This is a genomic window from Gottfriedia acidiceleris (assembly GCF_036421055.1).
Taxonomy (GTDB): Bacteria; Bacillota; Bacilli; order Bacillales; family Bacillaceae_G; genus Gottfriedia; species Gottfriedia acidiceleris_C.
Map to the genome: position 1 here is coordinate 68639 of NZ_JAZGQS010000008.1, position 26087 is coordinate 94725.

Consider the following 26087-nt stretch of genomic DNA (forward strand, 5'->3'; position numbering starts at 1 on the left):
TTAAAAAAAAGATAGTGTAGTCAGTTGTCATGCTGCCTTCACTATCTTTTTTACATAGTTGTATTAAACTGCTCTTTTAACTTCTCAACAAATTCTTTAGCCAACGGTGATAATGGTTTTGCTTGTAAATAAATCAGCCAAAAATCAACCTCAAAAAAGTCTTCATCTTTTAATGGGATTACTTTAATATCTCCGTTTAAAACCATTGGTCGATTTCGAATCGAAAATTCATGTAAATAAAGGATCGCTTGACTCTCTTTTACAAGTTCATAAAGCAAACTACTTCTATTTGTTTTAAGAACAACATTTTTTTGATTCATTTTTGAGATTTTTTGTAATGTTTTATAGTCCGAAGTTTTATACATCACAATTTTCGCATTAACTAATTCACTAGGTGAGACTGAATCATACGTATAAAATGGTGATTTTCTACCGACTGCAATACAAATATGTCCCTTATGAATCTGCTCAAATTCTATGAATTTTTCCCTTTTTAAATCTTCTTTTAAAGCAGGAATGAGCGCAAAATCATAATCTTGCTTAGTAAAATGTTGAAGTATAATAGCAGGATTTTCTTCAACTACTTCAAACGTAACTTCATTTTCTTCGTTATTAAACTTCACCATCGTTTCTTGTAGCAAATGTGTAAAAGTTGGTGCAGTTATTATTTTCAAATGATTTTCACTTCTATTTTTAATGTCATAAATTTCCTTGTTAAGCTCCTTAATCGTGCTCAATAAAGTCATTGCCTTTGCGATCACTATTTTCCCTTCAAAAGTGGGTGTAACCCCTTGTTTGGATCGGTAAAATATTTTTATGCCTAGCTCATTTTCTAACTGAGTAATTGATTGGCTCATCCCAGAAGGAGATATAAATAATTTTTCAGCAGCTTTTGTGATTGACATCTCTCTTGCTGCACATACAATATGTTCCATTTGATCAAAATTCATTTTTGCAATTTCTCCTTAAGAAAACAAAATCTATATCTTTTTCGTTAGATTTCAATTTTATATTAACGATAAAAAAAAACCAATTATTTCATATTATTAACATAATTAGTCTCAACATGCGTAATAATAAGCTTGGTAATTATTTAGTTCGACTTAATTAAGTTTCATAAAATAAAAAAATAAGACAAGAATAGATTGAATCATATTCTTGTCTTTAACTATTTTAAGGGAAAGTTTTTAATTTGAAAAAGCTGATCTAATCGTTTTACTTTTCCAAAAAGGGTGTTTAATCCATCTACGTAATATCATAAACACCTTTTTTGGTTTGAGAGTAAATTTGTACTACTTGTTATTCCGTTTCTTATAGCTTAATAGACATTACACTTGTCCACTCACCATAAATTTTTTGTGATCCAACCATTTTATAAGAACGGATTTTGTAATAGTAAGTTTTACCTTTACTTAATCCTTTGTTCGTATAATTAGTTGTTGTCACGCTAGTTACGTGGGTGTATGATCCTGTTTTTGAAGTTGATTTTACAATTTCATACCCTGTTGCACCTGATACTTTTGACCAAGTCAGTTTTACAGCATCTTTTGCAGCTTTTGCTGTTGTTGCATTTGATGGTTTACCAGGAACATTTTCCCATTTCGCGTAAATCACCGTATCTGCAGTAACTCGATCTGTAGCAAAGTTCCATGCCACTTTTCCTGCACCATCTTTGTACCATCCAACGAATACAAAGCCTTTTTTAGTTGGTGCTGCTGGTTGGCTAATTGTTGCATTGTAAATTGCTGTTTTTGCAGCAACTGAACTTCCCCCTTTAGTGTCAAATGTAACAGTATACGTGTTAATGTTCCATTTTGCATAAAGTGTAATGTTGCTAGTTAATGTTAAAGTGTTTCCTACTGGCGTATTTAATGTCGCATCTTTATACCATCCAGCAAATGTATAACCCGTTTTTGTTGGTGTCGGTAAGTTTAAGATACTATTGTAATCCGCAGTTTGAGCAGGAACTGTAGAACCTCCATTGCTCTCATACTTTACTGTATACGAATTGATTTGCCATTTCGCATATAACGTAGTGTCGTTCGTTACTTTATCTGTTGCAAAGTTCCAAGGAATTGTATTTAAAGCATCTTTGTACCAACCAACGAAAGTATAACCAGTTTTCGTTGTTGTTGGTGCTGTGATTCCTGTGTTATAATCTGCAGCTTTATCAGCAACTTGACTACCGCCATTGCTATCGAAGTGAACAGTGTAAGAATTAATACTCCACTTCGCATAAAGGATCATGTTGTCAGTAACTTTGTCTGTCGCAAAGTTCCAAGCTTCTTTTCCTTCAGCATCTTTGTACCAACCAACAAATGTGTAACCAGTTCTTGTCGGTTTTGTTTCATCTAGTAATGAATTGTATTCAGCTTTTACTGAAACTACAAGTCCAGCATCTTGTGTATCATAAATAACAGTGTATTTTGCTGGCTTCCATTGACCGTAAATCGTTTTTGCAGAGTAAATTGAATTTGTGAAATCCCAAGGGATTGTACAAGCTTCATCTGCAAACCAAGTTAAATCATAACCGTGTACAGTTGGAGCTGTGATTCTACGTGAAACAATTCGATCTTTAGTTGCATCCTTCACTACCGCTGGAGCATCTTTAGGCATTACGAAATGCACAGTATATCCATTTACAACTTTTTGTACTACTGTCACATCAGCATACTCTTTAGCTTTTAAATTAATGGTATAATCTTTCGCTCTTGAGAACAGACTTTGATCTAAAGTAATTGTACGATTTTCTTTATCTATAGTATATTTCGATGCGTCAACAGGAAGACCGTTGATAGTAATACCAGTAATCGCATTTGCCCAATCTTTGTCAACATACTCTAATACCATATCGTTGCCTACTGCATTATCCGTTGTATCTGCTGTAACAACTGAACCAGCTAACGCATATTTCGCATAAAGTGTGATTGGTTTTGTTACAATGTTATCAAAATCATATGGTATTGTTAAATCTTTGTCCAAGTACCAACCATAGAATTTGTAACCCACTTTTGTCGGATCGACTGGTTTTGTTGCATTTCTGTCTACGATTTGAGCAGAAATCGGGTCTCCACCATTTGATTCAAATGTTACTGTATAACCAATAACTTGGTCAGACACAACTACATCATTATAACCTTCAGAAACAATTGTCACATTTACTTTTTGTCCAGCTGTGAATAGAGCAGCATTAAGGATAATGCTATTATTTGTAATCGTATAATCCTTATTTAACTCTAATGTTTTCGCGCCGATTTTCACAGCTTTGATATTATTTTTCCATGTGCCATCATCTGTAAATGATAAAGTAATGTCACTTCCAACAATGTTTCCAGCAACATCTTTATTCACCGTAGGTGGTACTTTCATCCAACATAAATAGAAAGTAGAATTATCTGTTAAAACTTTCGGATTTGATGTAATATCAGACTTCTTATCACTTGAATTAGCTGCATCCAAATAAAGGTCTGGACTAATCGTTAAAGTTCCATTAATTACATGTGTAGCACCTGTAGACATATTTGGTGCTGTTGTTTTTCCATTAATTAATGCATCAGCAAAGAATGTATCAGTCGAATTCTTTAACGTACCACCGTTTAAATCAATATGGCGTCTATATCCAAGAAGTACATTTGGAATTGTAACTGTTTCCCCAGTTGTAGAAGTTATCTTTAAGTTGTATCCGTTAATATTTCCAAGGTTTCCAAGAGTTGGCATTTCACTGAAAGCAAACTTTTGCCCTAGGTTTGTTTGGCCTGCTTTAACAGCTTGATCATGCGTAGCCGTTGTGAAAGTTAGAATACCGTTACTTCCGTTAGACGATAAGTCATAAGTACTTGGGTCTAACGTATACTTCGTTGGTGTCGTATCTGTTGAGCCATCGCTCTTCATTCCATAGAATGTCGCTTCAATCGTTGCGATTTTGTCTTTTCCAGTTAACCAAGAAACATTTGTTAAATAATCTGGAATGTTGATTTTTAAATCGCCTTCTCCAAGCACCCAACCTTTACCACTTGCATTTTGGTTACTTGGGTCGAATTTCGCTCCATTAGGATTCGATTTATCAACAGGTGAATAACTTTGAGTTGTATTCATTTGCCATTTTGCGTAAACAGTAATGTCTCCATTTAAAGGATTTCCTTGCATTGCTAATGTACTATAAGTTTTATCAGTATACCAACCAAGGAACTTATATCCTTGTTTCGTTGGTACAGGAGTCATATATGACATTAAATCACTATTTGGACCATTCGATCTACTGGAATTCGGATTGTATCCTACCGCCATTGGATTGATCGGCGTTCCACCTTGGCTATCAAACGTAATACTATATCCAACTGGTTGTTGAGCTGTGTAAACAGGATCATAACCACCAATTACATCAGGATAAACAGTGCCATCTGCACCTTGTGAGCCGATAGTAAATCTGTAAAGTTGTGGCAAATAATTTGCTCCGCCTGGGTTTAAAGTTGCTTTACTATAAGTTGAAGCATCATTTGGATTAAGCGTAGAATCCGTCATAAATGTTTTCGCATTAAACGTAATTTTTCCAGGCTTACTAATGTCATAATACTTTTGGTTCGTATCTGGATTGATCAAATTAGTGATATCCATGCTCTTACCACTATTAGTCGTCACAATCACTTTATTGATTCCATTTCTCCATTTTGCATCTTCTATAAAGTTTAATGTTAAATCCTTTCCGATATGGGCTACTGTTGGATCAGTAATGATTGGAACCGCTGGCGTCGGAATTGGTACCGCTGAGACTGTTAAAGATTTCGTTACATCTTGGTAACCTGTCGCTTTTATTGTCATCGTGTAATTAGTAGCCGTTGGGAATAATGACCCAGGGAACGTAATTTTTGATGGCATTGTTTGCGATGCACCATTTGCATCATAGTACGTATAACCAGGGTTGATTGTCACTAAATTTGTTACATCTGTTGAACCTAACATGATTTTTGTAATTGCTTTTCTCCACACTACATCATCTACAAACACTGAGCTTGTTGGAGAAAGTGAGATTGTTGCTCCATTTTGTAAGTCTTGTAGCTTTGGTGTTGATGCGATTTGCATAGCTGGAGCTGCAAAGTTAAGCTTTTGCATAACTTGCTGTACTGTGTCACCAGCATTTAATGTAATTGTTGGTAATGTTCCTGGTCCTGTATAATCAAATTTAAAAGTTGTATCTTTATCTACCGTTAATTGCGCAGTTGGAACAGTTAAACCTGCATCAATCGCACTTTGATTTTGTACGCCAAAGTTTTTAAAGATGAAATAAAAGTCATTGTAATCAATTCCATAACCAAAACCTGTTGGTTTAATCCAATAAATATCTGCGTCACGGTTCTTGTTTAAAAATGCTGTTTTGTTAGCAACTGTATTGTTTGGATTATCTACATAACCTAAGTTTTTATATTGGTAATAAACATCGATTTCTTTCAGTAAATCTTTCATATCTATGACATTATCACCATTTACATCTCCCCCTAAAAGAATCGGGAAAAGACCTGGAAGATCCTTTATCGTACCTGATTGATAACCGAATTTGTTTTCACCAATTACTGGTGTTTTTGCATATCCTTTAAAATGTCCTGGTACACTTGCTTCCATAGAATATGGTTTATTACTTACAGCAGCTGTTACTGCATAATATGGATTAATAAACGTATAGGCCATTGTGTTATTAAATGAAGTCGGTTGATCCGTTGTAAATTTTGATCCTTTATCATCCGTCACTGTTACCTTCGCACCTGAATCAACTGTGAATTGTGGATAGTTGTTATTTACGTTATTTCTTGCAAAAGATTCCGCTGCTACACGTCCTCTAATGACAGAAATGTTCTGTCTTACATAAGGATCATTCGTTGGGAACCACGCGACTTTCGTATCGTCACCAGATAAAGTTAAATTAGCTGATAGTATTTGATATGGGAATGGTCCCGTAATTGGATCAGGATTATTATAGGTCACATCCGCCTCTATGATCGGCATATCATGGTCAAGTGCACCTGCAGCACCTATATTCGAAATCGTCACATCTATCGTTTTACCAATTTGATAAACTGGATGAACATATGGTTGTCCTACAGTAAGAACGTTAGTAGGATCAATTCCTTTACTGATCAGATAATTTTTGTATTCATCTGTTAAACGAATATTACTGAATTCATATACATTATTGTTATTCAGTAAAAATTTACCGCCGGTCATTCCAGTACCATAGTGTGTTGCCATTGTCATTTTGAATGGTTTATTCGTATCGACAACTACTTTATCTTCGTTGCCAGCTCCCGCATCTACTCCATTTGATGCAGTTAGTGTAACGTAAGGATTTCCCTTTTTAATAAAGTAATAAGTTTGATCATTGATACTATCACTTTCACCTGAATAATCAACTGGATCAATAATAAATTGACTACCCAATTTATTTGTAAGGTCCTCAGGGCTCACCCCGAAATGGAAACGACCTTTCGCATTCGTTTTGAAGTAGACTGTTGGGAACATGCTGTCTTGATAACCTACAACACTGTTTAAGCCTTGATCAACAGGAACTGGTGTCACACCATCTTGTGGGCTTGGCACTGACGTTTCTCCGTTAGCTTTCATTACATCTATGTTCGAGTCATAAACTGTTCCTGTGAACCCTTTTATTTCTTGTCCAGGTAAATACCCTGTCGGATCAATTTCATAAATCCCACCTTTAGAGTCTGAATCCATCGTCATAGTTGGTGGTGTACCGTCAATATATACCGTATCTTCTGCTGTATAACGTTTTCCATCTTTACCAGTTGCAATCATCTCAAGAGAATATGCGCCTTCTGGTAAAACTTGCACTGATTTTGAAATACCAGATGCATCATACGTACCATCGTATGATTTTGTAAATGGAAGATACCATCCATTAAAAAGAGTGATACGTGGGCCGTATTGGACACCTGGAATAATACCACTTCCGTTTGATAAGGTGTTAGCTACACCGATATATTTCCCGTCTTTGTCTTTAACAAGAATATAGTAGTTATCCATTGCGTTATTTACTGAGAAATTATAAGCTGAAAGATTTCCTACACTAGTCGCTTTAATCGCTACTTGGAAATTATTAATCCCTTTTTCCGCAACTGTAATCGTAAACGGAACGCGATAAGACTCCGATGAATCAGCTGAGTTTACTAGGTTAACATACCCTTCGTAAGTACCCTCTATTGCATTCGATGGAACTGTAATTTTTGCTGTTGCTTTAACAGTACTTCCACCGCCAACATTAATAGCTGACACACTTTTTCCATCAACAGTAAAGTCGATTTTTACATCATTTCCTGTGCCTGGACCTACTTTATTCGATCCCGCAAATTTTGTAGACATAAACTCAGTACTTACTTTAAATGTTTTACTGCTAGTTCCTTGGTTAGAAACTTGAAAATCTTTTGAAGAAAAAACGTCATCTGAACCGTTCGTTGCACCTTCTCCACGACCTTTAAAACCAAAGAACATGCTTCCAGTAAGATTATCTACTTCATGAAGTGTTGAAGCATCTGATAGATTATCAGCTGTAATTGCTTTATCTAACACTTGAATTTTCACATCAGTAGCAATTGCACGAGCAGGATCAACACGTCCAGCTCCTACTTGATAGACACTATAATTCTTTGAATCTGTGTTAATGCTTTTAGCTGTATTCATTAATACCGCTTTAATATCTGCAGGTGTATAATCTGGATGTGCAGCTTTAATTAAAGCTGAAATACCAGCAACATGTGGTGTTGCCATTGATGTACCAGACATAATCTGATAACCAAGTTTATAATCATGTGCCGCATTTGGTTCCCAAATATCGTATGGAGCTGTTGATGAAATATCAACACCAGGTGCTACAACATCAGGCTTAATTGTCCAATCTTTAACAGGACCAGTTGAACTGAAGCTTGCAAGTTCATCTCCACTCTTACTAATAGAAGCATCAAGTGTAGAAGGGAACGTAATGCTAGCAGATTTAGGATCCTTTTTAATCGTATCAGATAGAGCTTGACCTGCTACCTGTGTTAATGAAACGGAATAAACATTATCCATGCTGACACCTAAGAAATTAGGAATAAAGCCTTGGCTATCAGTATCATCAGTATTATCCCAAATGACCATACCCGCTGCTCCAGCGTTTTTAGCATTTGCCATTTTTGTTTGTAAATAGTCTACGCCACGCTTTACTAGAACAAGTTTACCTTTTACATCAATTCCGCTATAATCTGCTACACTCCCTAAACCAACATCAACAATTGGAAGTGTTTGACCTTTATACACATCGTCTGATTGTGAGAAGTTTTTACCAAATAAACGTGCTTTGTATGAAGTTGAACCATTCTTAACTGTCATTGTTGCAATATTTTCAGGAACTGTACTTGCACCAACCGTAATTGCTAGAGCTGAAGTACCTGGTGAGCCGACTGTAGCTTGTCCAGGTCCACTATTACCTGCAGCAACATCACACACAACTCCAGCTAATGTAGCATTGTTAATCGCAATACTAGTTGGATAAAGTGGATCATTAACACTTGCACCAAGAGATAGATTAATTACATCCATATGGTCTTTTGCGGCTTGATCGATACCACTTAGTACAGATTCAGTTGTTCCGTGTCCACCTGGTCCTAATACACGATAACCATAAAGTTCAACATCCGGTGCTACCCCATTTGCCGAATAAACATCGTTATTTTTCGTTGTATTTGCCGCAATCGTACCCGAAACGTGAGTTCCATGTGAAGTAATATATGGCTTATAATCCGATGGCGGTGTTCCCCATACTGAACCTGGATTCGCCTTATCAGCTACCCAATCATCATAAGTTGTTTCCATCGGATCATGGTCATCAACGTATTTTATATTTCCGTTTGCATCAAATCCGTCATTATTAACAAAGTCATGTCCACCATATAATTTTCCATTTGCATCATGTGTTGCCTTATATAGATCAGGGTGGTTGTAATCGATACCTGTATCCAATACACCCACTTTAACCTTTTGACCCGCGCGTGGACCTGTTTTAATGATACCTGTGTTACCATCAGCTTGAAGCTTATCAATTCCTAAATAGGAAAGTGCTGATGTTGGCTTGCCAACAGATGTACTTGTTGCTGCAGTTTTAGAATTTCCTTCATCTGGTAAAGAATATTCTACTTGAGACCAAACAGACGCAACATCTGGACTTTCTGCAAGTTTTTGAACTAAATTCGCAGGTAAGGTTAAAGCAACTCCATTAAATGCATCTGTAAATTCTCGCGTAATACGGATCCCCGTATTAACAGATTTTCCTCCAACGATCGTTGTTTTAGGTTGAGTATTCAAAAAGCTCTTAAAATTTGCATGGGAATCTTTAACTTTGTTTTGCGCATCGGAATATTCACTTGCGAATGCTTGACTATTTGCAGTTGCTCCACCTTTAGCTAAAGATTGCTTAATGATTTGTATTTTAGCTGGATCTTGTTTAAATTGAACAATAACATTTACCTTTTTTGGACCGATTAAATCCTTTTTGTCTACACGGATTTTTTCAGCTTGATCTGCTCCAGTAAGCTTATTAATATTTGCTTTTTGTTCAGCAGTAAGCCCGTCAAGAATACGGTTTACTTCTTTTGCATCAAAGGTATTACTAGATGAATTTTGCTGATTAAGCTTTGTTTCAGCGCTGTTTCCACTTGCATAACTATGAGGAATTACAACGTTTAAAAACATTGTACTCAACGCAAAGATCGACATGATCTTTTTAGTTGGCCTCTTACTAGAAACTTTTCTCTCTTTCATGGTTTCCCCCCCAAGTATAAACTAATAATAGAAAATTCTATTATTTTACCGAATTCGTAAAATTTAAGTATTAAAATGTTTCTAAATACTTAAATTTAATTAAATATTACTCCATGTTCGGCTTGTCTTGTATTGGGGAAATTTAGCGATTTATACTTCATTTTTTTACATAAATAACGCGACAAAATGTTATTCTATGACATAAGTTGTAAAATTCAAGCTAAAAAACCTATTAAAAATATCGAAAATTCAAGTAAAACAAGAAATTTTTGACGATTTTAAAATTGGGGGAATTTGAGGTTTTTGTTAAAAAAATTAAAAAGTTAGAAAATTCCTATTTTTAACAAAAAAGCTATCAAACTTTTAATAAAAAAAGAATGATAGCTTTCTAATGTAAGGTTAATCTATTTAGTTAATATAGACCTAATTGAGTTAAAACATCATCTAACGTTACACCCTTATAAGTATTAGGCGGCTGTTTTCATGTGTAATAGACTTTATTGTTAATTTCTATTTTAATCTTATTTGTGATTCTTGGTGTTCTAATTGCAGGTTTACTAATTTTATTTTTATTCTCAATTTTTATTTGCAGTGCACTGTTTATTTGCTCAGAGGGAATCCTTATTTGCTACTTGCTAAGACTTTTTTGCATTCCATTTTTATTACCGATAAAAAACGCACAAAGAATATTAATATATTAGTGCGTAAACCTCTTACTTACTATGATTTCCAACCTAATTGAGCTCTAAAAATAAAAAAATCAAACCTCTGAATATGATGGATTTGAGAAGTAACTCAACTTAATTCTTTATTTTTTTCAATACAGTTTCCATTATAAGGAGTACATATTTTTATACTTGGACAAAAATCAGGATTATTCAAACATAATGCAGAAGTAAATTCAGGATCTAATCTGCTTACAGTATTAAAATAACAACCAATATAATGATTACGAGCTATGCTATTTAATTGAAACGAAACTGGAAAATGATTGTTCACGTGCCGATAATATAAACCTTTAGATGTAAACGGCGGTGGATAAGCTTCTGCAGGTAGAGTAGGTATGATGTCATGTATATTAAAAATACGAAAACTACTCTTTACAATTTTATTGTATCGATAAGCAAATTCTGGATCTGCTACACGCGGACTACCGAAAGTATAGACTGATAGATTGTCGAAATGAGAATTCACTGTAATATCAAAAGCAGCTAAAACAGCTAAAGCCCCACCCAAACTGTATCCTGTTATCAATAGTCTTTTATTAGGTGATAACTTCATCAATTCTGTAAATAGTTCATTTCTTGCAGATTGATAAATACAAGTAAATCCTCTATGTGTTTTTCCAACATTTTCAGCAAAAGGATATTCTATTTGATACAAGTCTTGATCTGACTCATTATCTTTATATGAATCTGTACCTCTAAAAGCTATAATAATTTCATCTTTTGATTCTGCCATAAATCCAAAAACTTCAGCTTCTGGTTCTTCAACACCGGCAAAAGCATAAATCAAATGGCGTAGTTCAAATCCTTTCGGTAAAATAAGACTTCCATTTTCTATAAGCTGATTTGATTGATGGCACATTGCAGCAAGTAATATTGCATCATTACTATTAAATACATTGTCATTTCGATAGTAATTCATATACCTTCACCTTCTTTAATACAAGGTTTTGGACATTTACAAGTTCGCTGAAATGGAAAACACATTTCCGAATTAGGACAAAAATTAGGGCTTTCATTACATAATTTGATCGCATAATCTGGATTTAAATTACTTAAGTTTTTAAAATAACAGCCTATCCCATCATTTCGAGGCGTATTATTCAACTGGAAGGAAATTGGATATTTTGTATTTACATGTTGATAATAGATCCCGTCCTCAGTAAATGGCGGAGGATAAAACTTTTCTGGAAAAGTTGTAAATGAATCATGAATATTAACGATCCTTTGACTACTTTTCACGACTTGATTAAATTGATCAACAAAGTCTGGATCACCCACACGTGGACTCCCATAAGTATAAACGGATGCATGTTTAAATTTTGAGTTCGTTATTATATCTAAAGTGGCTAACGTTGCCAATGCGCCACCATAATTGTGCCCGGTAATAAAAAGTGTTTTATTCTTTGGAAACTTCTTTAATTCATTAAATAATTTTTTTCTTGTCGATTGATAAATACATGTAAAGCCCCGGGAAGTTTTACCACTATTCTCAACATAGGGATAAGGAACTTGAAGGATGTCATATGCTGCTATAAGATCTGCTGGATAGGCGGCATACCCTCTAAATGCGATAATAATATTTTCTTTTGATTCGGCAATATAACCAAATACCTCATTCGTAGGATTTTCTATATTTACATCAGCATGAATAATATACTTCAGGACGTAGCCTTTTGGTAAAGTAATCGTTCCTTTACGAAAAAGTACATATGTTTGATAGCTGAATGCAGCTAAAAGAATAGCTTCTTTGCTATTCAAAACATTTCTCTTTTCGGAGAGTCTCATATTTTTTCGTCCTCTCTTTTTTTCCTGTAAGCTTTAACTATTGTGCTTCTGCAGCCTTGAACTTTTCAAGATTTATTCACAGTTATCTTAAACTTGATATGATGAAATGTGGGAGTGGGATACAAAACTCCATAATTCATCATTAAAAATTTGTATTGATTTTCCATTCTTATGATACTCTCTTATCACTAGCCTAATTTATTTCTTGTATAAAAATAAAGGAACCATACTGCATGATTTTGCTCATCTTTTGCCGCTCTACTAAAGGCATTTTTAACGAATTGATTTGATGTACCATCTGAAACACTTAAATAAAAATCGACTGTTTCTTGTTCATCTTTTAGAGCAAACTCAAGACCTTCTACATATGCATTGGGACAGTCTTCTGATATTTTCGGTTGTGGTTGTCTCCCTGTTAATTTATGATAAATTGATATGAAAAGGTTGTAATGCTTTATTTCATCTTCTTTTATTTCTAAAATTGTTTTCCGTTCTTCCTCATTCTTTGCCAAACTAGCTAATTTTGTATAGCAATTAATAGCTGAATATTCACCATTAATAGCCTTTTCTAATTCACTAATTAATTTATGATCCCTCTCATACGAATTCCCATAGTATTGATAATACACAACTTCACCTCTACGTTTTATTTTATACAATTCTTGTTATTTTTTTTAATGACTCATACATTGTATGTTTCTTTCATCAAGATTAAGATTAATTTTTTGATGCGAATACGAAAAAAGAACCTTGTGTAAATACGTTTACAAGCAATATTAAACTTACAAAATATTGAACAAAAAAAGAAAAAAGAGCCTATAATAGACTCTTTTTCACATTTTTATTATTTTTTTGATTCAATCTCGAAAGCAGCTTGAAAAGTTTGTTTTGTAATAAGCTTTGCTGCGTCATCACCAAGTATTTCTGAATACCGTTTAGATAGATTTTTCCAGCAAACTTTTATTTCCTCTTGTATTTTAATTCCATTATTAGTCAAATTCACTAATGTTAATTTACCTTCACTTTTCCGTTCAACTAGTTTTTTGACTTCTAATTTTTCTACAAATCTTGTTGTAGTTGAAGGGGCAATATGCAATATATTACTTAATTCTGTTTGGGTGATATTTGGTTGCTCATTTACAGCCATTAATAAAAATGCATAGGTAGGTGAAATGCCTAGTGGAGCAAATTCCTCTTCTGCCATCTTATTCATTAATCTAGCCAAATGATTCGCAGTAAAGTATAAACAATTACTAAAATATTGTTCCATTTGCTCAGCTCCTGATTTATCTTGTTTGTCTATACAACTTACAAAATAAATCAATGATTTGTCAATAAGCAGAAATGACAAAAATTACTTCTTGAGTTTTAACGATTTCCACGTAATTTTGGATTCGTAATATATGAAGCTAACTCTTCAGCACTTTCTTGAAGTTCCTGATCTGACCTATTCATTACCCCTTGAAGTAAGAATGAAGGTAAAAAGTGCATTCCACATAAGTTTGCAGTAGCTTGTAATGGTCGTGTTAGTTCACTCATCGAGTAATGGTTATGCCCTCCTGCTTGATATGCTTGTGATGGCCCACCTGTTGAAATAACTAGCATAAATTCTTTACCTTTCAACTTAGTACCTTCTGATCCATAAGCAAAACCATAGCTTAATACCGTATCTTGCCATTGTTTTAATAAAGCAGGGGTACTGTACCAGTAAAAAGGAAATTGAAGAACAATACGGTCGTGTTCTAATAATAATTTTTGTTCTTTTTCAACATCAATTTCAAAATTTGGATAGTTAGCGTATAAATTGTGGATTGTAATTTCTTCTTGTTGAAGACGATTCATCCAAGCTTTATTCACTTTTGATTGTTCTAAGTTTGGATGTGCTAAAATAACTAAAGTTTTCATCTAAATTCTCCTTTGTGATAATTCATTTGTTTGTACATACAAATGATAATTCCTTTTTATAAATTTAGCAAGTATTTTTCAAGGTGAAGAAACAAAAAAGCATGAAATACTATTTCATGCTTTTAATACTACTTTCTCAAATGATACGGGACTGTCGTAACGACTACATCTTTCTGACTAATCAACCAAAGTCGAAGTAATAACGCTGTTTGGTTATGAAGAAGATTATGCCACCATTTTTTTGGAATAAATTGTGGAATCACAATTTGAACATGGCTATCTTCCTCTTTTGCTTCAATTAACTTAATGAATCTTGATAGTGGCGCTAATACTGAGCGATATGGGCTTTTTAAAACAACTAGGCGACAAGGTGAACCCCATTCTTCCCACTTTACTTCCATTCCTTTGATTGATTCATCATCAAACCCTACATAGACTGCTATTGGTTCTGAAGAAATACCTTTTGCAAATGATAAGGTATTGTGAACAACTCGATGAGTACCTGAAACTAATACAACTGTTATAACTTTATTTGCTTCTGGTTTAAAAGAACTTAAATCAATCCGTAATTCGCTTGCTACATTTTGATAATGTTTATAAATTGCTAATGAGAAGAAAATAATTGTTGGAATAACAACTAAAACAACCCAAGCACCATCTACAAATTTTGTAACTGCAAATATTACAGTAACAACTGATGTAACGATTAACCCAATAATATTTATTGCTAGTTTGACCTGCCAGTTAGGACCTTTTACTCGTTTCCATCTTCTTGTCAAACCTAATTGAGCGATTGTAAAAGATAAAAATACACCAATTGCATACAGTGGAATAAGTGCATTCGTATGTGCTTGGAATGCAATGATTAAAATACTCGCCGCTGCAGCAAGTGCGATAATTCCATTTGAGTAACCTAAACGATCGCCTCGGTTTGTAAATCCTCGAGGTAAAAATCCATCTGCTGCTACGATTGCAGCTAACTGAGAAAAACCTGTAAACGTTGAGTTAGCTGCTAAAATTAAAATGATAAATGTAAACCAAATGATGACTTGATATAAAATTCCATGTCCGAAATACACTTTTATTAATTGTGATAACATCGTATCGTTTGGATTAGGTGAAATACCATTCACATATAAATGATAGGCAAATCCTAAAAGAGTAATTGATGTTATAACACCTAGTGCTATATATGTTTTAATTGCATTTTTTTGACGAGGTTCTCTAAAAACAGGTACTGCATTTGAAATGGTTTCAATACCCGTTAAAGCTGAACATGCAGAACTAAATGCTTTCAATACAAGTAAAATACTTAAACCTTGTGGAACAGTACCAAATGTTGGTGTATGATGCTGGACAAATCCATTTTGGAATTCATCAAAAAATCCGGTGAAAATCAAAAGTAACATACAAATCATAAAGCCAAATGTTGGCCATGCAAAAATTTTAGCTGATTCAGCAACCCCACGAAGATTTACAACTAACAATAAAAATACACAAAAAATAGCTAATACCGTTTCATAAGGTGCAACAGCAGGGTATGCAGATGATACTGCTTCAAGTGCAGCAGAAACTGATACCGCAACAGTTAATATATAATCAACTAATAAAGAGCTTGAGGCAATAAGTGAAACCCATCGATGCTTAAAATTATCCTTTGCAATCGCATATGCCCCACCACCACTAGGATAAGCTAATATTCCCATAATATATGAAAGAATTAGTAATCCTAATAAAAGAACAGTTGCGATTGTAATCGGTATAATATACCAGTGCGCTTTTACCCCTAGACCGATCAACTCGGTCATTCCAGCCTCTGGTCCATAAGATACAGATGAATACAAATCGGCAGCAAGAATCGGTAAGGCAATGAACCAAATTAACTTATTATGCTGAGCATGTATTTCAGCAGTTCTCATTGGTCTACCAATAAAAACTCTTTTTACGCTGTTAAAATTTGCAACCGAGTAATAAATGCCAAAAATAGCTAAAATGAATAGTCCAATTTCTATATATTCGGACGGATGATGCATAAGATTTCTCCCCTTTTCTTAAAAAAGCGTACAAAAAAACACTAAGCTTTACTTAGTGTTTAAAAACAATACTAAATAAACCCCCTTCTTTAAATGCTTACGAGGTTAGCTGTCGGATTCGGGATTAAAGAATATCCCTACCTTTACAAAAGGATTCACCCCAATAAAGAAATGGTTCCCCCGCTCTTTTTAAGATTAAGCAACTATGGTTTTGAAAATAGAAAAATATAGAATTTAATTGTAAATATATAACTTCAGGATAAATTTGTAAAGAGACTTTTTTTAAAATGTACATTAGAACTTAAAATAATAGTAATCTAATAGAACTAAAAATGTGGTACAAACTTTTTCTTAATCAAATGCCTCTTGTCTTTATTTCCTACTAATATTGTCTACTTGATTCCAAACGATTTGTTGTGATTGATCTGTAGCTAAAGTGTTCGTTAATACATTTTGTACTTCAGTTTGATTAAATGTAGAAATCTTTTTATTAACTTCTGACATATTTGTTTCGTACCCTGTCAGTAAAATAGAAAACCCACATCCAACTACTATAGATAAAATGACTTTTTTCATTTTCTTTTCTCCTCTCATTTTTTTCATATAAAAAAACCATGACCGATGGCCGTGGTTTGACGTTCGTTTTTAAACGTATGACCAGCTAATGGAAAATTTGCTATTAATTACCGAACTTGATTCCAAACGATCTCTTGTGACTTTTTTGTAGCGGTAATGTTCGTTAATACGTTTTGAACTTCTGTTTGATTAAACATCGGGATTTTTTTATTAACTTCTGATATGTTCGTTTCGTACCCTGTCAGTAAAATAGAAAATCCACATCCAATAACTATAGATAAAATGACTTTTTTCATTTTGTTTTCTCCTCTCATTTTTTTCATATAAAAAAACCATGACCGGTGGCCGTGGTTTGACGTTCGTTTTTAAACGTAAGACCAGCTAATGGAAAATTCGTTAGTAATTAGCGAACTTGATTCCAAACGATCTCTTGTGGTTGATCAACTGCTACCATGTTTGTTAACACGTTTTGTATCTCAGTTTGATTAAACGTTGAGATCTTTTTATTAACTTCTGACATATTCGTTTCGTACCCTGTCATTAAAATAGAAAATCCACATCCAACTACTAAAGATAATATGACTTTTTTCATTTTCTTTTCTCCTTTCGCGATTTTTTTCATATAAAAAAACCAAGACATACTGTCGTGGTTTGACGTTCGTTTTTAAACGTAAGAACAACTTTATCATGATAAAAATTACTCGTCAAATGGTTTTTTTTGGAATTATTTATGTAAACGATTACTTGAAATGAATGATTTTTGATAGTCTATTTTTGGTAATCGTTTACATATTTATGACGATCATAATGAGGACGTTTTACTTAAAAAACGCTATTCATGAAAAAAAACCTTCATCATTGGAGGGGTAACAAGCGTGGTTACTAGCACAACCACTAAAAGGATCGTAAATAATGACTGATCTAACAATTTATTTTCTAAACCAATAGAGGCAATTATTAAAGCAACTTCTCCCCGAGATACCATTGCAGATCCAATACCTAAAGAATTCCTCCAGGAAAATCTAGAAATTTTAGCTCCAAGTGAAGAACCTATTAGTTTTGACAGAATCGCTACAATGCTTAAACCAATAATAAGCGTAATATTATCTAAAATCCCTGTAAATTTAGCAGTTACTCCAATTGATGTGAAAAATATTGGTACAAATAACGAATAACTAATTGTCTCCACTTTTTCAAAAACCTCATGCTTAAATTCAGTTACACTGATTGCTACCCCTGCAATATACGCTCCAATAATTGCAGCTACACCAGTATACTCTGCAAAATATGCATAAAGAAAACAAATGATTAAAGCCGAAGAGATTACTGTTTCTGTAACACGTAATGTCGAAAATTTTCTAAGTAAAAAAGGAACTACTTTCCAACCTACAATTATTGCTAATAGAAAGTATAATCCTTTTTTGAGAATTATTTTTCCTAAATTTACATCCCCGCTTTCACCCGCAAAGCTAAGTAAAAATGCCAGTGCGATGATCACTAAAATATCATCTATTACTGCAGCACCCATGACAGTTGCACCTTCACGGGTTTTTAATTTGTTCATTTCTTTCAATACCTGTACTGAAATGCTCACACTTGTAGCGGAAAGTAAAAGCCCCAAAAAGCTAGACTGAATCGTAGTAAAATGAAGAAATAGTCCAATTAAATAACCTACTCCAAATGGTACAATAATTCCTCCAACCCCTACTAAAGTCGACGCGATCCCAGTACGTTTAAACTCATCGATATCTGTTTCAAGTCCTGCAATAAACATTAGCAAAATTACCCCAATTTGACTTAATTCTTTTAATACATCTGTGTCATTAATTAGTCCTAATAGGCTAGGCCCAAGTATGATTCCGATTAAAAGTTTACCAAGGACAGACGGTTGTTTTAGTCTAACACTAATATCTCCTGCAATTTTAGAAGCTATTAAAATAATCGCAAGTTGAAAAATAAGCATATCTTCTGTAGTAATTGACTCCTTAGCGTTATTACAACTACTACACTCACCTCCAGCCTGAGTGAATTACGAAATTTATGTAATTATTGTCTTTACTTTTACTACAAATTTTCATTAGTGAATACTTTTATAAAGCAGCATTCATGACATTGTTATTAAATAGTAAAAAAATAAGGTAATCACTTTTGAAAACTAATAAGCAATTACCATATAGTTATTCGTATATTTAAATGAATTTTTAGTTATTTATTCAATATTTGAAAAACGATGCAAATCCCTATTTTCTCCAATCATAACCAATATATCTCCCTCATGTATCACTTCATCTGGAGAAGGTGAGATATTAACTACTCCTTCGCTTTTTATAGCGATGACCGTTAAGTTATATTCTACTCTAATATTTAATTCTTTCAAACTTTTCCCAACCATTTGTGAAGGTAACTTAATTTCTTCTATACTATAATTTTGCGCGAGTTCAATAAAGTTTAGAACATTTGGTGACATTAATTGATGGGCTACCCGTTCTCCCATATTCTTTTCCGGATAGATAACCCAATCAGCCCCAACTTTTTTTAACACTTCACCATGCCGTTTATTTAATGCTTTAGCAACAATTTTTTCAATTTTTAATTCATTTAATACTAACGTTGTTAAAATACTTGATTGCATATCATTTCCAATCGCTACTATAACTGTATCAAAGTTTCCAATACCAATAGCCTTTAAAGCTTCATCATTTGTAGAATCTGCAATTACTGCATGTGTGGCTATGTCTGCAAACTGATTAATTCTCTCCTCATTAATATCAATTACTAGAACTTCATTACCATGTTGCAATAAAGTATTCACAATACCTGAGCCGAATCTACCAAGGCCTATAACTGCATATTGTTTTTTCATATTTACATTGCTCCTATATAAAATGAATTTGGTACGATTTATCCAATCATGATTTTACCTTTTGGTCGTTTAAAAGGATCTGAAGTTCTTCTTAGCGTAACAGCAAAAGCGATCGTCAATGGACCAACTCTTCCCGCAAACATTGTTAAAATAATCAAGATCCTTCCAATGGGTGTTAGATCAGGTGTCAACCCCATAGATAATCCAACAGTTCCAAATGCAGAAGTTGCTTCAAATAAGATCATTAAGAAATTCTTTCCATGCTCTGTAATTGTTAAGACCATGGTAACAAAGATAACAATAAGTAGACCACTTATCGTAACGGTAAGCGCCTTATAAATAGTGTCGTACATGATACTTCTTTTAAAAAATATAACATCTTCTTTTCCTTTAATCTGAGATCGAACTGCTCCTAATAATGTAGCAAAAGTAGTTGTTTTGATCCCTCCTCCAGTAGAACCTGGAGATGCTCCGATAAACATTAAAATGATAATGATGAAAAGTGTAGACTGGGTTAAATCAGGGATATTAAGTGTATTCGACCCTGCCGTTCTAGGTGTCACAGATTGATATAACGAACCTAGAAATTTCCCAGTCCATGATAACGGCTGTAGTGTTTTTGGATTATGTAATTCTAGGAAGAAAATCAGAACCGTTCCTATAACTAATAAATAAATAGTAGTTTTTAGAACTACCTTAGTATGTAAAGAGAGAAAGCCTGTTTCTTTGTATTCGTATAATTCGTTCATTACGATAAAGCCAATTCCCCCAAGTATAATCAATAAACAAACTACAATTGTAACAGTTGGATCTGCTACATAACCAGTTAGACTCTTAAACTCTCCCATTAAATCAAAGCCAGCATTATTAAAATTTGAAACGGAATGAAATAATCCAAAATAGATTGCCTTTCTAATTGGCATATCAAATGAAAAACGAATTGCTAAAATTAACCCACCAACTAATTCAATTACAATTGTAAAAATAAGGATTCTCTTTACTAAACGAACAATTCCTGCAAGCGATAAATTATTCAATGCTTCCTGTAATAACAAGCGTTCTTTTAAAGAAATTCTTTTACCCAAAAGAACTGCAAAAAAAGTAGCAAATGTCATAAAACCTAAACCACCAACTTGAATGAGAGACAAGATAACTAATTGTCCAAATAACGTGAAGGTTGTACCAGTATCCACTACTACTAGCCCAGTCACACAAGTAGCAGATGTCGAAGTGAATAAAGCATCCAACCAATTCAGCCCTTCTCCATCCCTAGTAGCAATTGGTAGAGTTAGAAGAATACTACCTAAAACAATTATGAGAGCAAATCCAATCACTAAAACTTTTGATGGGTCTAAAGAAGGCTCCAGCTTTTTTTTCATAGTACATCCCCTCTTTTAGCATACAATATATTTTTCCATTACTAGTGTTAGCGTTCCCATTGAGGAAAAAATATAATATTAACTTGTTATTTTGTACAATAAATATTTTGAGTTCAACAAGGTCAATCTATGATTAGTTTATAAATGCCTGTGAGGTGAAATATTATGGAATCAGTTGTAATGAAATCTGTTGAACATGAATTGTATATCATTACTTTTGTCTTGATTTTTGGATTATTGGCAATTAAATTAGCTGAAAAAATAAAAATTCCTGATGTAGCTTTATTTATGATTATTGGAATATTAGTAGGTCCATCCGTATTTAATTTCATTTCATTACCAAATGAATCAGTAGCTAATCAGTTCATTATCGTACTTGGTTCTGTCCTAATTCTATTTGAAGGAGGTAGAGCCATTCATGTTTCCGTTTTAAAAAAAGTATGGATTACCATCTCTCTTCTATCGACTCTTGGGGTGATTATTACAGCTTTGGTTGTAGCAGTTACAGCTTTTTATTTATTAAAATTACCTTTCCTATATGCGCTTTTACTTGCCTCGGTCATCGCATCTACTGACCCAGCAACTTTGATTCCGGTTTTTAAACAAGTTACGATTCATGAAAAAGTAAGACAAACTGTAGAAAGTGAATCAGCTTTTAATGATGCGACTGGCTCTATATTGGCATTTACTATTCTAGGAGTCATTTTAGGACAATCGCAATTATCCATTACAGCTAGTATTTGGAGTTTTTTCCGTGAAGCTGGAGGCGGGATATTAGTTGGAATAATCATTGGTTTCTTTGGAGCGCTTTTTACCTCAGCACATAAATGGGCATTTTTAAATAAGTACAGTACAATTGTTAGTCTTGTATTAGCTATTAGCACATATTTAACAGCAGGATTAATTCATGCTAGTGGATTTATGGCAACTTTTACTGCTGGCCTGATTTTAGGAAATCCCCAATTGTTTCGTCTTCATATTTCAGAAGAGACTAAAACAACCGATGCTCACTTTTCTGATAATGTTACATTAATTATGAGGAAACTTATCTTTATGTTACTTGGTACACAAGTGAATTTTCATATATTAAGCAAATATTGGATACACGGGGTACTGATTGTTTTAGTTTTCATGTTTATTGCTCGACCACTAACAGTACTTTTTTGTACTTTGCCAGATCGAAAAGCAAATTGGTCTTGGAATGAAATTATATTTATGTTTTGGGTTAGGGAAACAGGAGTTATTCCTGCAGCTATCTCCGGAATGATAGTAGCAGCAGGAGTAAATTACTCAAACGAAATAACGACTGTCACTTTTATCGCAATCTTAATGACTATTTTAATTCAAGCTAGTACGACAGGGTATGTAGCTAAAAAATTAGGTCTTGTTGTAGAGAAATCTAAATAAAAAAGTGAGTTTAAACTTACGAATTCAATAAAAAAGACAACTATTGAAAGTTGCCTTTTTTATTTATTTCACCTTCATATTTAGTAATTTTCAGCTGAATTTTCTTTAAATTTTCTTTCGTTTCTTCTATTTGCTCTAAAACATTTTTTTCTTGTTGTTTCATAAGTTCTAAACGCTGATGCAATGTTTCTTCACCACTCATAGTCCAGTCAACAAATTGCTTTATTTTTTTGATTGGCATACCTGTGTTTTTTAGGCATAAAATCATTTCAATAAATTTAAGTGCGTCTTCATCAAAAATTCTGTCTCCACTTTCTGTTCTTTTTAGAAATGGCAACAATCCTTGATTGTCATAATAACGCAATTGAGAAATTGTTAAATGATTCAACTTTGCCACTTGTCCGATTGTATAATTCATGAACTCTCATCCTTACCAAGGCATAATTCCTTCTGCATTTAAAATTTTACCATTGTAGTTTAAATGACTTAATGCATAGGTAGTAATAATTTTAGCACCTTCAGATGTTGTTTTACCTCCAGGTGTATTTCCATTTAGGTCAGTCGTTGTAAATCCAGGTGTAACACCAAAAATCTCAGGACCATTACTTCCAAATTCTTTTCCAAGTGTAAGTGTTAATGAATTGTTAGCAGTTTTTGAAGAATTATACCCCAAGATATTGATTGATGCAGTTTCTCCAAGGTCAAATAATGTTTGTGATGCCATATCTGTCGTAACATTAATAATTTTTCCTCGTTCAGATTTTTTAACCAATGGTAAAAAAGTTTGAATCATTTGGAATGTTCCAAAGAAATTTACTTCAAATGCTTGGCGTAAAGTTTCAAGTTTGATTTCACTTGGCAAAATATGAAAATCTGGTGCTATCCCTGCATTATTTATTAATAGATCTAAATGATCAGTCACTTCATTTATTTGTTTTAAAGAATTTTGAATTGATTGTCTGTTCGTAACGTCTACTTGTATAAACGAAACATTTGATAAACCTAAAGATTTAACAGCCCTCATTCCTAAATCTTCATTTCGAGCACCCAAAAATACATGATAATTTTCCTCAGCTAACTGACGAACTACTTCTAATCCGATCCCTTTATTAGCACCTGTTACAAATGCAAATTTTTTCATATTAATTTCCTCCAATTATAATTTTGCTACTTACAAATTAGAGATTACTGCCTAAACCTTAGTTTAGGTCAAGCGTTTTTACGAAAAAATGTTTTGTTCATTTTCCTTAATCCTGCCATTCCTTCCCCTTGCTGATAAGGTCAGCAACAACTAACACATCTAAATGACGTAATCGTCTTAACAGCTTTTGAACAATTGAGCCTGTTCTAATTTCTTCCCATCTAGAACGAGCTGACTGACCTATAATGATATGGGTAGTCTTTTTTTCGATTATATTTTTTACTAGTTCAATGAAAACATGTCTACGATCTGTTGTTTCATATATTTCAAATGTTCCACCTAACCGTTTGGTTAAATCTTTTATTTTTATTAATGAAAGCTTTTCTTCTTCAGACAAATGATCATGTTCTTTCACATATGATACATATAATTTAGCCTTCAAACGGTATGCAATTCGAAAGCCTCTGCGAATCAGTCTTTCATTATTAGGTTTTAGATTAACACAAACAAAAATGACTTCTTCTTGTCTCCAAGGTCCTCTAAGTGTTAAATCTCTTTCCCATGCCTCTAACCGTTCATCTACATCATCAGCTACTTCTCTAAGTGCCAATTCCCTTAAAGCAATTAAATTTCCAGTTTTAAAAAAATTATTTAATGATTGTTCTATTTTAATTGAAGAATAAATTCTTCCTTCTCTCATTCTTTCCCTTAGCGCTTTTGGAGAAATATCAATTAATTCAATTTCATTCGCATCCCTAAGTATATGATCAGGTACTGTCTCTCTAACTCTAACTCCAGTAATTTGCTCGACACTATCATTTAAGCTTTCAACATGTTGTATATTCATTGTGGAAATGACTGATATCCCCGCTTCCAAAATTTCTTCAACATCCATATATCTCTTATTAAATTTACTACCTGGAACATTCGTATGCGCTAATTCATCTATTAACACGACCTCTGGGTTTCTTTGGATGATTGCCTCAGTGTCCATTTCTTCTAAAGTAGTTTCTTTATATGGAATAACTTTTCTTGGAATAATGTCTAAATCTCCTACTTTTTCCAATGTTTCCTTTCGACCGTGAGTTTCGAGTAATCCTATAACAATATCAATCCCTTTTTTCTTTAATTCATTTCCTTCCCTTAACATCGTATATGTTTTTCCTACACCAGGAGCTGCTCCGATATAAACTTTCAAAGTGCCGCGCTTAATTTTATGAATTTCCTGAGCAAGCTCTTGCGGACTTAAACGACGATAAGGATCCACTACTTTTTTAATTACTTGTTTTGTAGGAATTACTCTCTCTCCATCATTTTCAGCTCGGTCAGCAACAATAAACACATCGATGTTTTTCGTTTTTCTTACTATTTTATTAACGATCGAACCCTTCACAATTTCTTCCCAGCGTGTTCTCTTTGATTGGCCGAGTACAATACTTGTTATATTATTGCGAATGGAATATTCAACAATTTCTTTTGCAATTGAATTACTTCTTAATGGCAATTCTTCAAAAATCCCTCCGACTTTTTCAACAAGTTTTATGATGGAACGTTTAAAAGTTAATTCATCACTAGTGAGTTTTTTATTAGGTGGTTGAAAGCACACTACATGTAAATCTCCACCCAATCTTTTTGAAATTTGTTGCCCTCTTCGAATCAAAATAGAACCATTCAAATGATATTGTACGGTGACTAAAATTTTCTCCGAAGCCCCAGACGGACCGGTCATACCGTGTTTTTCGCGATATTCATCTAGTTCGTAATTTACTTCACCTGCTATAAAACGCAGTGCAAGTTCACGAAGAATTGCTAAATTACTTTTATGTAATAATTGATTAGAATTTTTGTTTTCTTCGTCAGTAAATGAATCCTCTTTTGATCTTTGTAATATCACTTCAGGCGTAACGTCTAATAACTTTACATCATCCGCCATAGCTAACGTGTCTTCCGGAACAAAAAAATCACCTTTAACTTTGCCTCCAGTTAATTTTTCTGCTTCATCATAAACTTCTTTTATTTCATAAATATTCATGGTAGTAATAACGCTTATATTTTTTGAAATTAAATAGTTAATATCTTCTATACGAGTGGGAAACATTGCATTCGGTCTATTTTTGTGTGCTAATGAATCGATAAGTACTACTTCCGGATTTCTCGTTATGATTGAATTGATATCAAGATCTTGTTTTATCGAGCCATTATCTTCCCAAGTTATTGAGGGGATTTTATCTAAGCAACCAATTTGTTCAATTGTTTTCTGACGATTTGTTTCACTAATTAACCCAATTACAACATCAATACCACGTTCTTTTAAAACATTACCTTCTTGGAGCATATGATATGTTTTTCCAGATCCACTGACAGCACCGATAATAATTTTTAATCGACCTTTTTTGATTTTCTGAATGGAAGCTAGTAATTCCTCAGGGGTTTTTCTACGAAACTGTTTATCGCTCAAGATTCTTCCTC

General features: G+C 33.6%; 18 protein-coding genes and 1 riboswitch. Of the genes, 1 reads left to right on the forward strand and 17 read right to left on the reverse strand.

Annotation, left to right across the window (positions count from 1 at the left end):
- Nucleotides 1-50: 50 nt before the first annotated feature.
- The 14 genes from RAH41_RS13660 to RAH41_RS13725 all read right to left on the reverse strand — a co-directional run bounded on the left by RAH41_RS13660 (nt 51) and on the right by RAH41_RS13725 (nt 21070).
- Nucleotides 51-950 (reverse strand): LysR family transcriptional regulator, encoded by a 900-nt coding sequence (locus tag RAH41_RS13660; protein WP_331223148.1) that lies wholly within the window; start codon nt 948-950, stop codon nt 51-53.
- A 361-nt stretch (nt 951-1311) separates the two neighbouring features.
- Nucleotides 1312-9801: an InlB B-repeat-containing protein gene (locus tag RAH41_RS13665; RefSeq protein ID WP_331223150.1), complete on the reverse strand. Its 8490-nt coding sequence runs from the start codon at nt 9799-9801 to the stop codon at nt 1312-1314.
- 795 nt (nt 9802-10596) lie between these two features.
- Nucleotides 10597-11448, reverse strand: a complete 852-nt coding sequence (locus RAH41_RS13670) for a lipase family protein (protein ID WP_331223152.1) — start codon at nt 11446-11448, stop codon at nt 10597-10599.
- Nucleotides 11445-12314, reverse strand: coding sequence for a lipase family protein (locus tag RAH41_RS13675; protein ID WP_331223153.1), 870 nt, complete (start codon nt 12312-12314; stop codon nt 11445-11447). The genes RAH41_RS13670 and RAH41_RS13675 overlap by 4 nt, the downstream gene beginning before the upstream one ends.
- 188 nt (nt 12315-12502) lie before the next feature.
- Nucleotides 12503-12943, reverse strand: a complete 441-nt coding sequence (locus RAH41_RS13680; RefSeq protein ID WP_331223154.1) for a ferritin-like domain-containing protein — start codon at nt 12941-12943, stop codon at nt 12503-12505.
- Nucleotides 12944-13158: 215 nt separating this feature from the next.
- Complete coding sequence (locus RAH41_RS13685; RefSeq protein ID WP_331223155.1) at nt 13159-13584, reverse strand: MarR family winged helix-turn-helix transcriptional regulator; 426 nt, start codon at nt 13582-13584, stop codon at nt 13159-13161.
- A gap of 98 nt (nt 13585-13682) precedes the next feature.
- Nucleotides 13683-14219: an NAD(P)H-dependent oxidoreductase gene (locus RAH41_RS13690; protein WP_331223156.1), complete on the reverse strand. Its 537-nt coding sequence runs from the start codon at nt 14217-14219 to the stop codon at nt 13683-13685.
- Between the two features lie 128 nt (nt 14220-14347).
- Entirely contained in the window at nt 14348-16252 is a 1905-nt protein-coding gene (locus RAH41_RS13695; RefSeq protein WP_331223158.1) for an APC family permease, read from the reverse strand.
- A gap of 78 nt (nt 16253-16330) precedes the next feature.
- A riboswitch (cyclic di-AMP (ydaO/yuaA leader) is annotated at nt 16331-16464 on the reverse strand.
- A 160-nt stretch (nt 16465-16624) separates the two neighbouring features.
- The gene (locus RAH41_RS13700) at nt 16625-16828 is read right to left on the reverse strand and encodes a hypothetical protein (protein ID WP_331223159.1); all 204 of its coding nucleotides are present in this window, start codon (nt 16826-16828) and stop codon (nt 16625-16627) included.
- A gap of 107 nt (nt 16829-16935) precedes the next feature.
- Nucleotides 16936-17124 (reverse strand): hypothetical protein, encoded by a 189-nt coding sequence (locus RAH41_RS13705; protein WP_331223160.1) that lies wholly within the window; start codon nt 17122-17124, stop codon nt 16936-16938.
- Between the two features lie 107 nt (nt 17125-17231).
- Nucleotides 17232-17420 (reverse strand): hypothetical protein, encoded by a 189-nt coding sequence (locus RAH41_RS13710; RefSeq protein ID WP_331223162.1) that lies wholly within the window; start codon nt 17418-17420, stop codon nt 17232-17234.
- A gap of 240 nt (nt 17421-17660) precedes the next feature.
- Nucleotides 17661-18791 carry a cation:proton antiporter gene (locus RAH41_RS13715; RefSeq protein WP_331223163.1) on the reverse strand — a complete coding sequence of 377 codons (1131 nt, stop codon included), beginning with the start codon at nt 18789-18791 and terminating at the stop codon, nt 17661-17663.
- Between the two features lie 246 nt (nt 18792-19037).
- Nucleotides 19038-19691, reverse strand: coding sequence for a TrkA family potassium uptake protein (locus RAH41_RS13720; protein ID WP_331223165.1), 654 nt, complete (start codon nt 19689-19691; stop codon nt 19038-19040).
- 38 nt (nt 19692-19729) lie between these two features.
- Complete coding sequence (locus tag RAH41_RS13725) at nt 19730-21070, reverse strand: TrkH family potassium uptake protein (protein ID WP_331223166.1); 1341 nt, start codon at nt 21068-21070, stop codon at nt 19730-19732.
- A gap of 165 nt (nt 21071-21235) precedes the next feature.
- On the opposite strand from RAH41_RS13725, the gene RAH41_RS13730 reads away from it, so the two are divergent.
- Entirely contained in the window at nt 21236-22477 is a 1242-nt protein-coding gene (locus RAH41_RS13730; protein ID WP_331223168.1) for a cation:proton antiporter, read from the forward strand.
- 40 nt (nt 22478-22517) lie between these two features.
- Here RAH41_RS13730 and RAH41_RS13735 read toward each other — a convergent pair whose 3' ends face one another.
- The 3 genes from RAH41_RS13735 to RAH41_RS13745 form a co-directional block, all read right to left on the reverse strand.
- Entirely contained in the window at nt 22518-22895 is a 378-nt protein-coding gene (locus tag RAH41_RS13735; RefSeq protein ID WP_331223170.1) for a MerR family transcriptional regulator, read from the reverse strand.
- A 12-nt stretch (nt 22896-22907) separates the two neighbouring features.
- Nucleotides 22908-23618, reverse strand: coding sequence for an SDR family NAD(P)-dependent oxidoreductase (locus RAH41_RS13740; protein WP_331223172.1), 711 nt, complete (start codon nt 23616-23618; stop codon nt 22908-22910).
- A 106-nt stretch (nt 23619-23724) separates the two neighbouring features.
- A complete protein-coding gene (locus RAH41_RS13745) occupies nt 23725-26076 on the reverse strand; it encodes a universal stress protein (protein ID WP_331223174.1) in 2352 nt (783 codons plus the stop codon).
- Between the last annotated feature and the right edge of the window lie 11 nt (nt 26077-26087).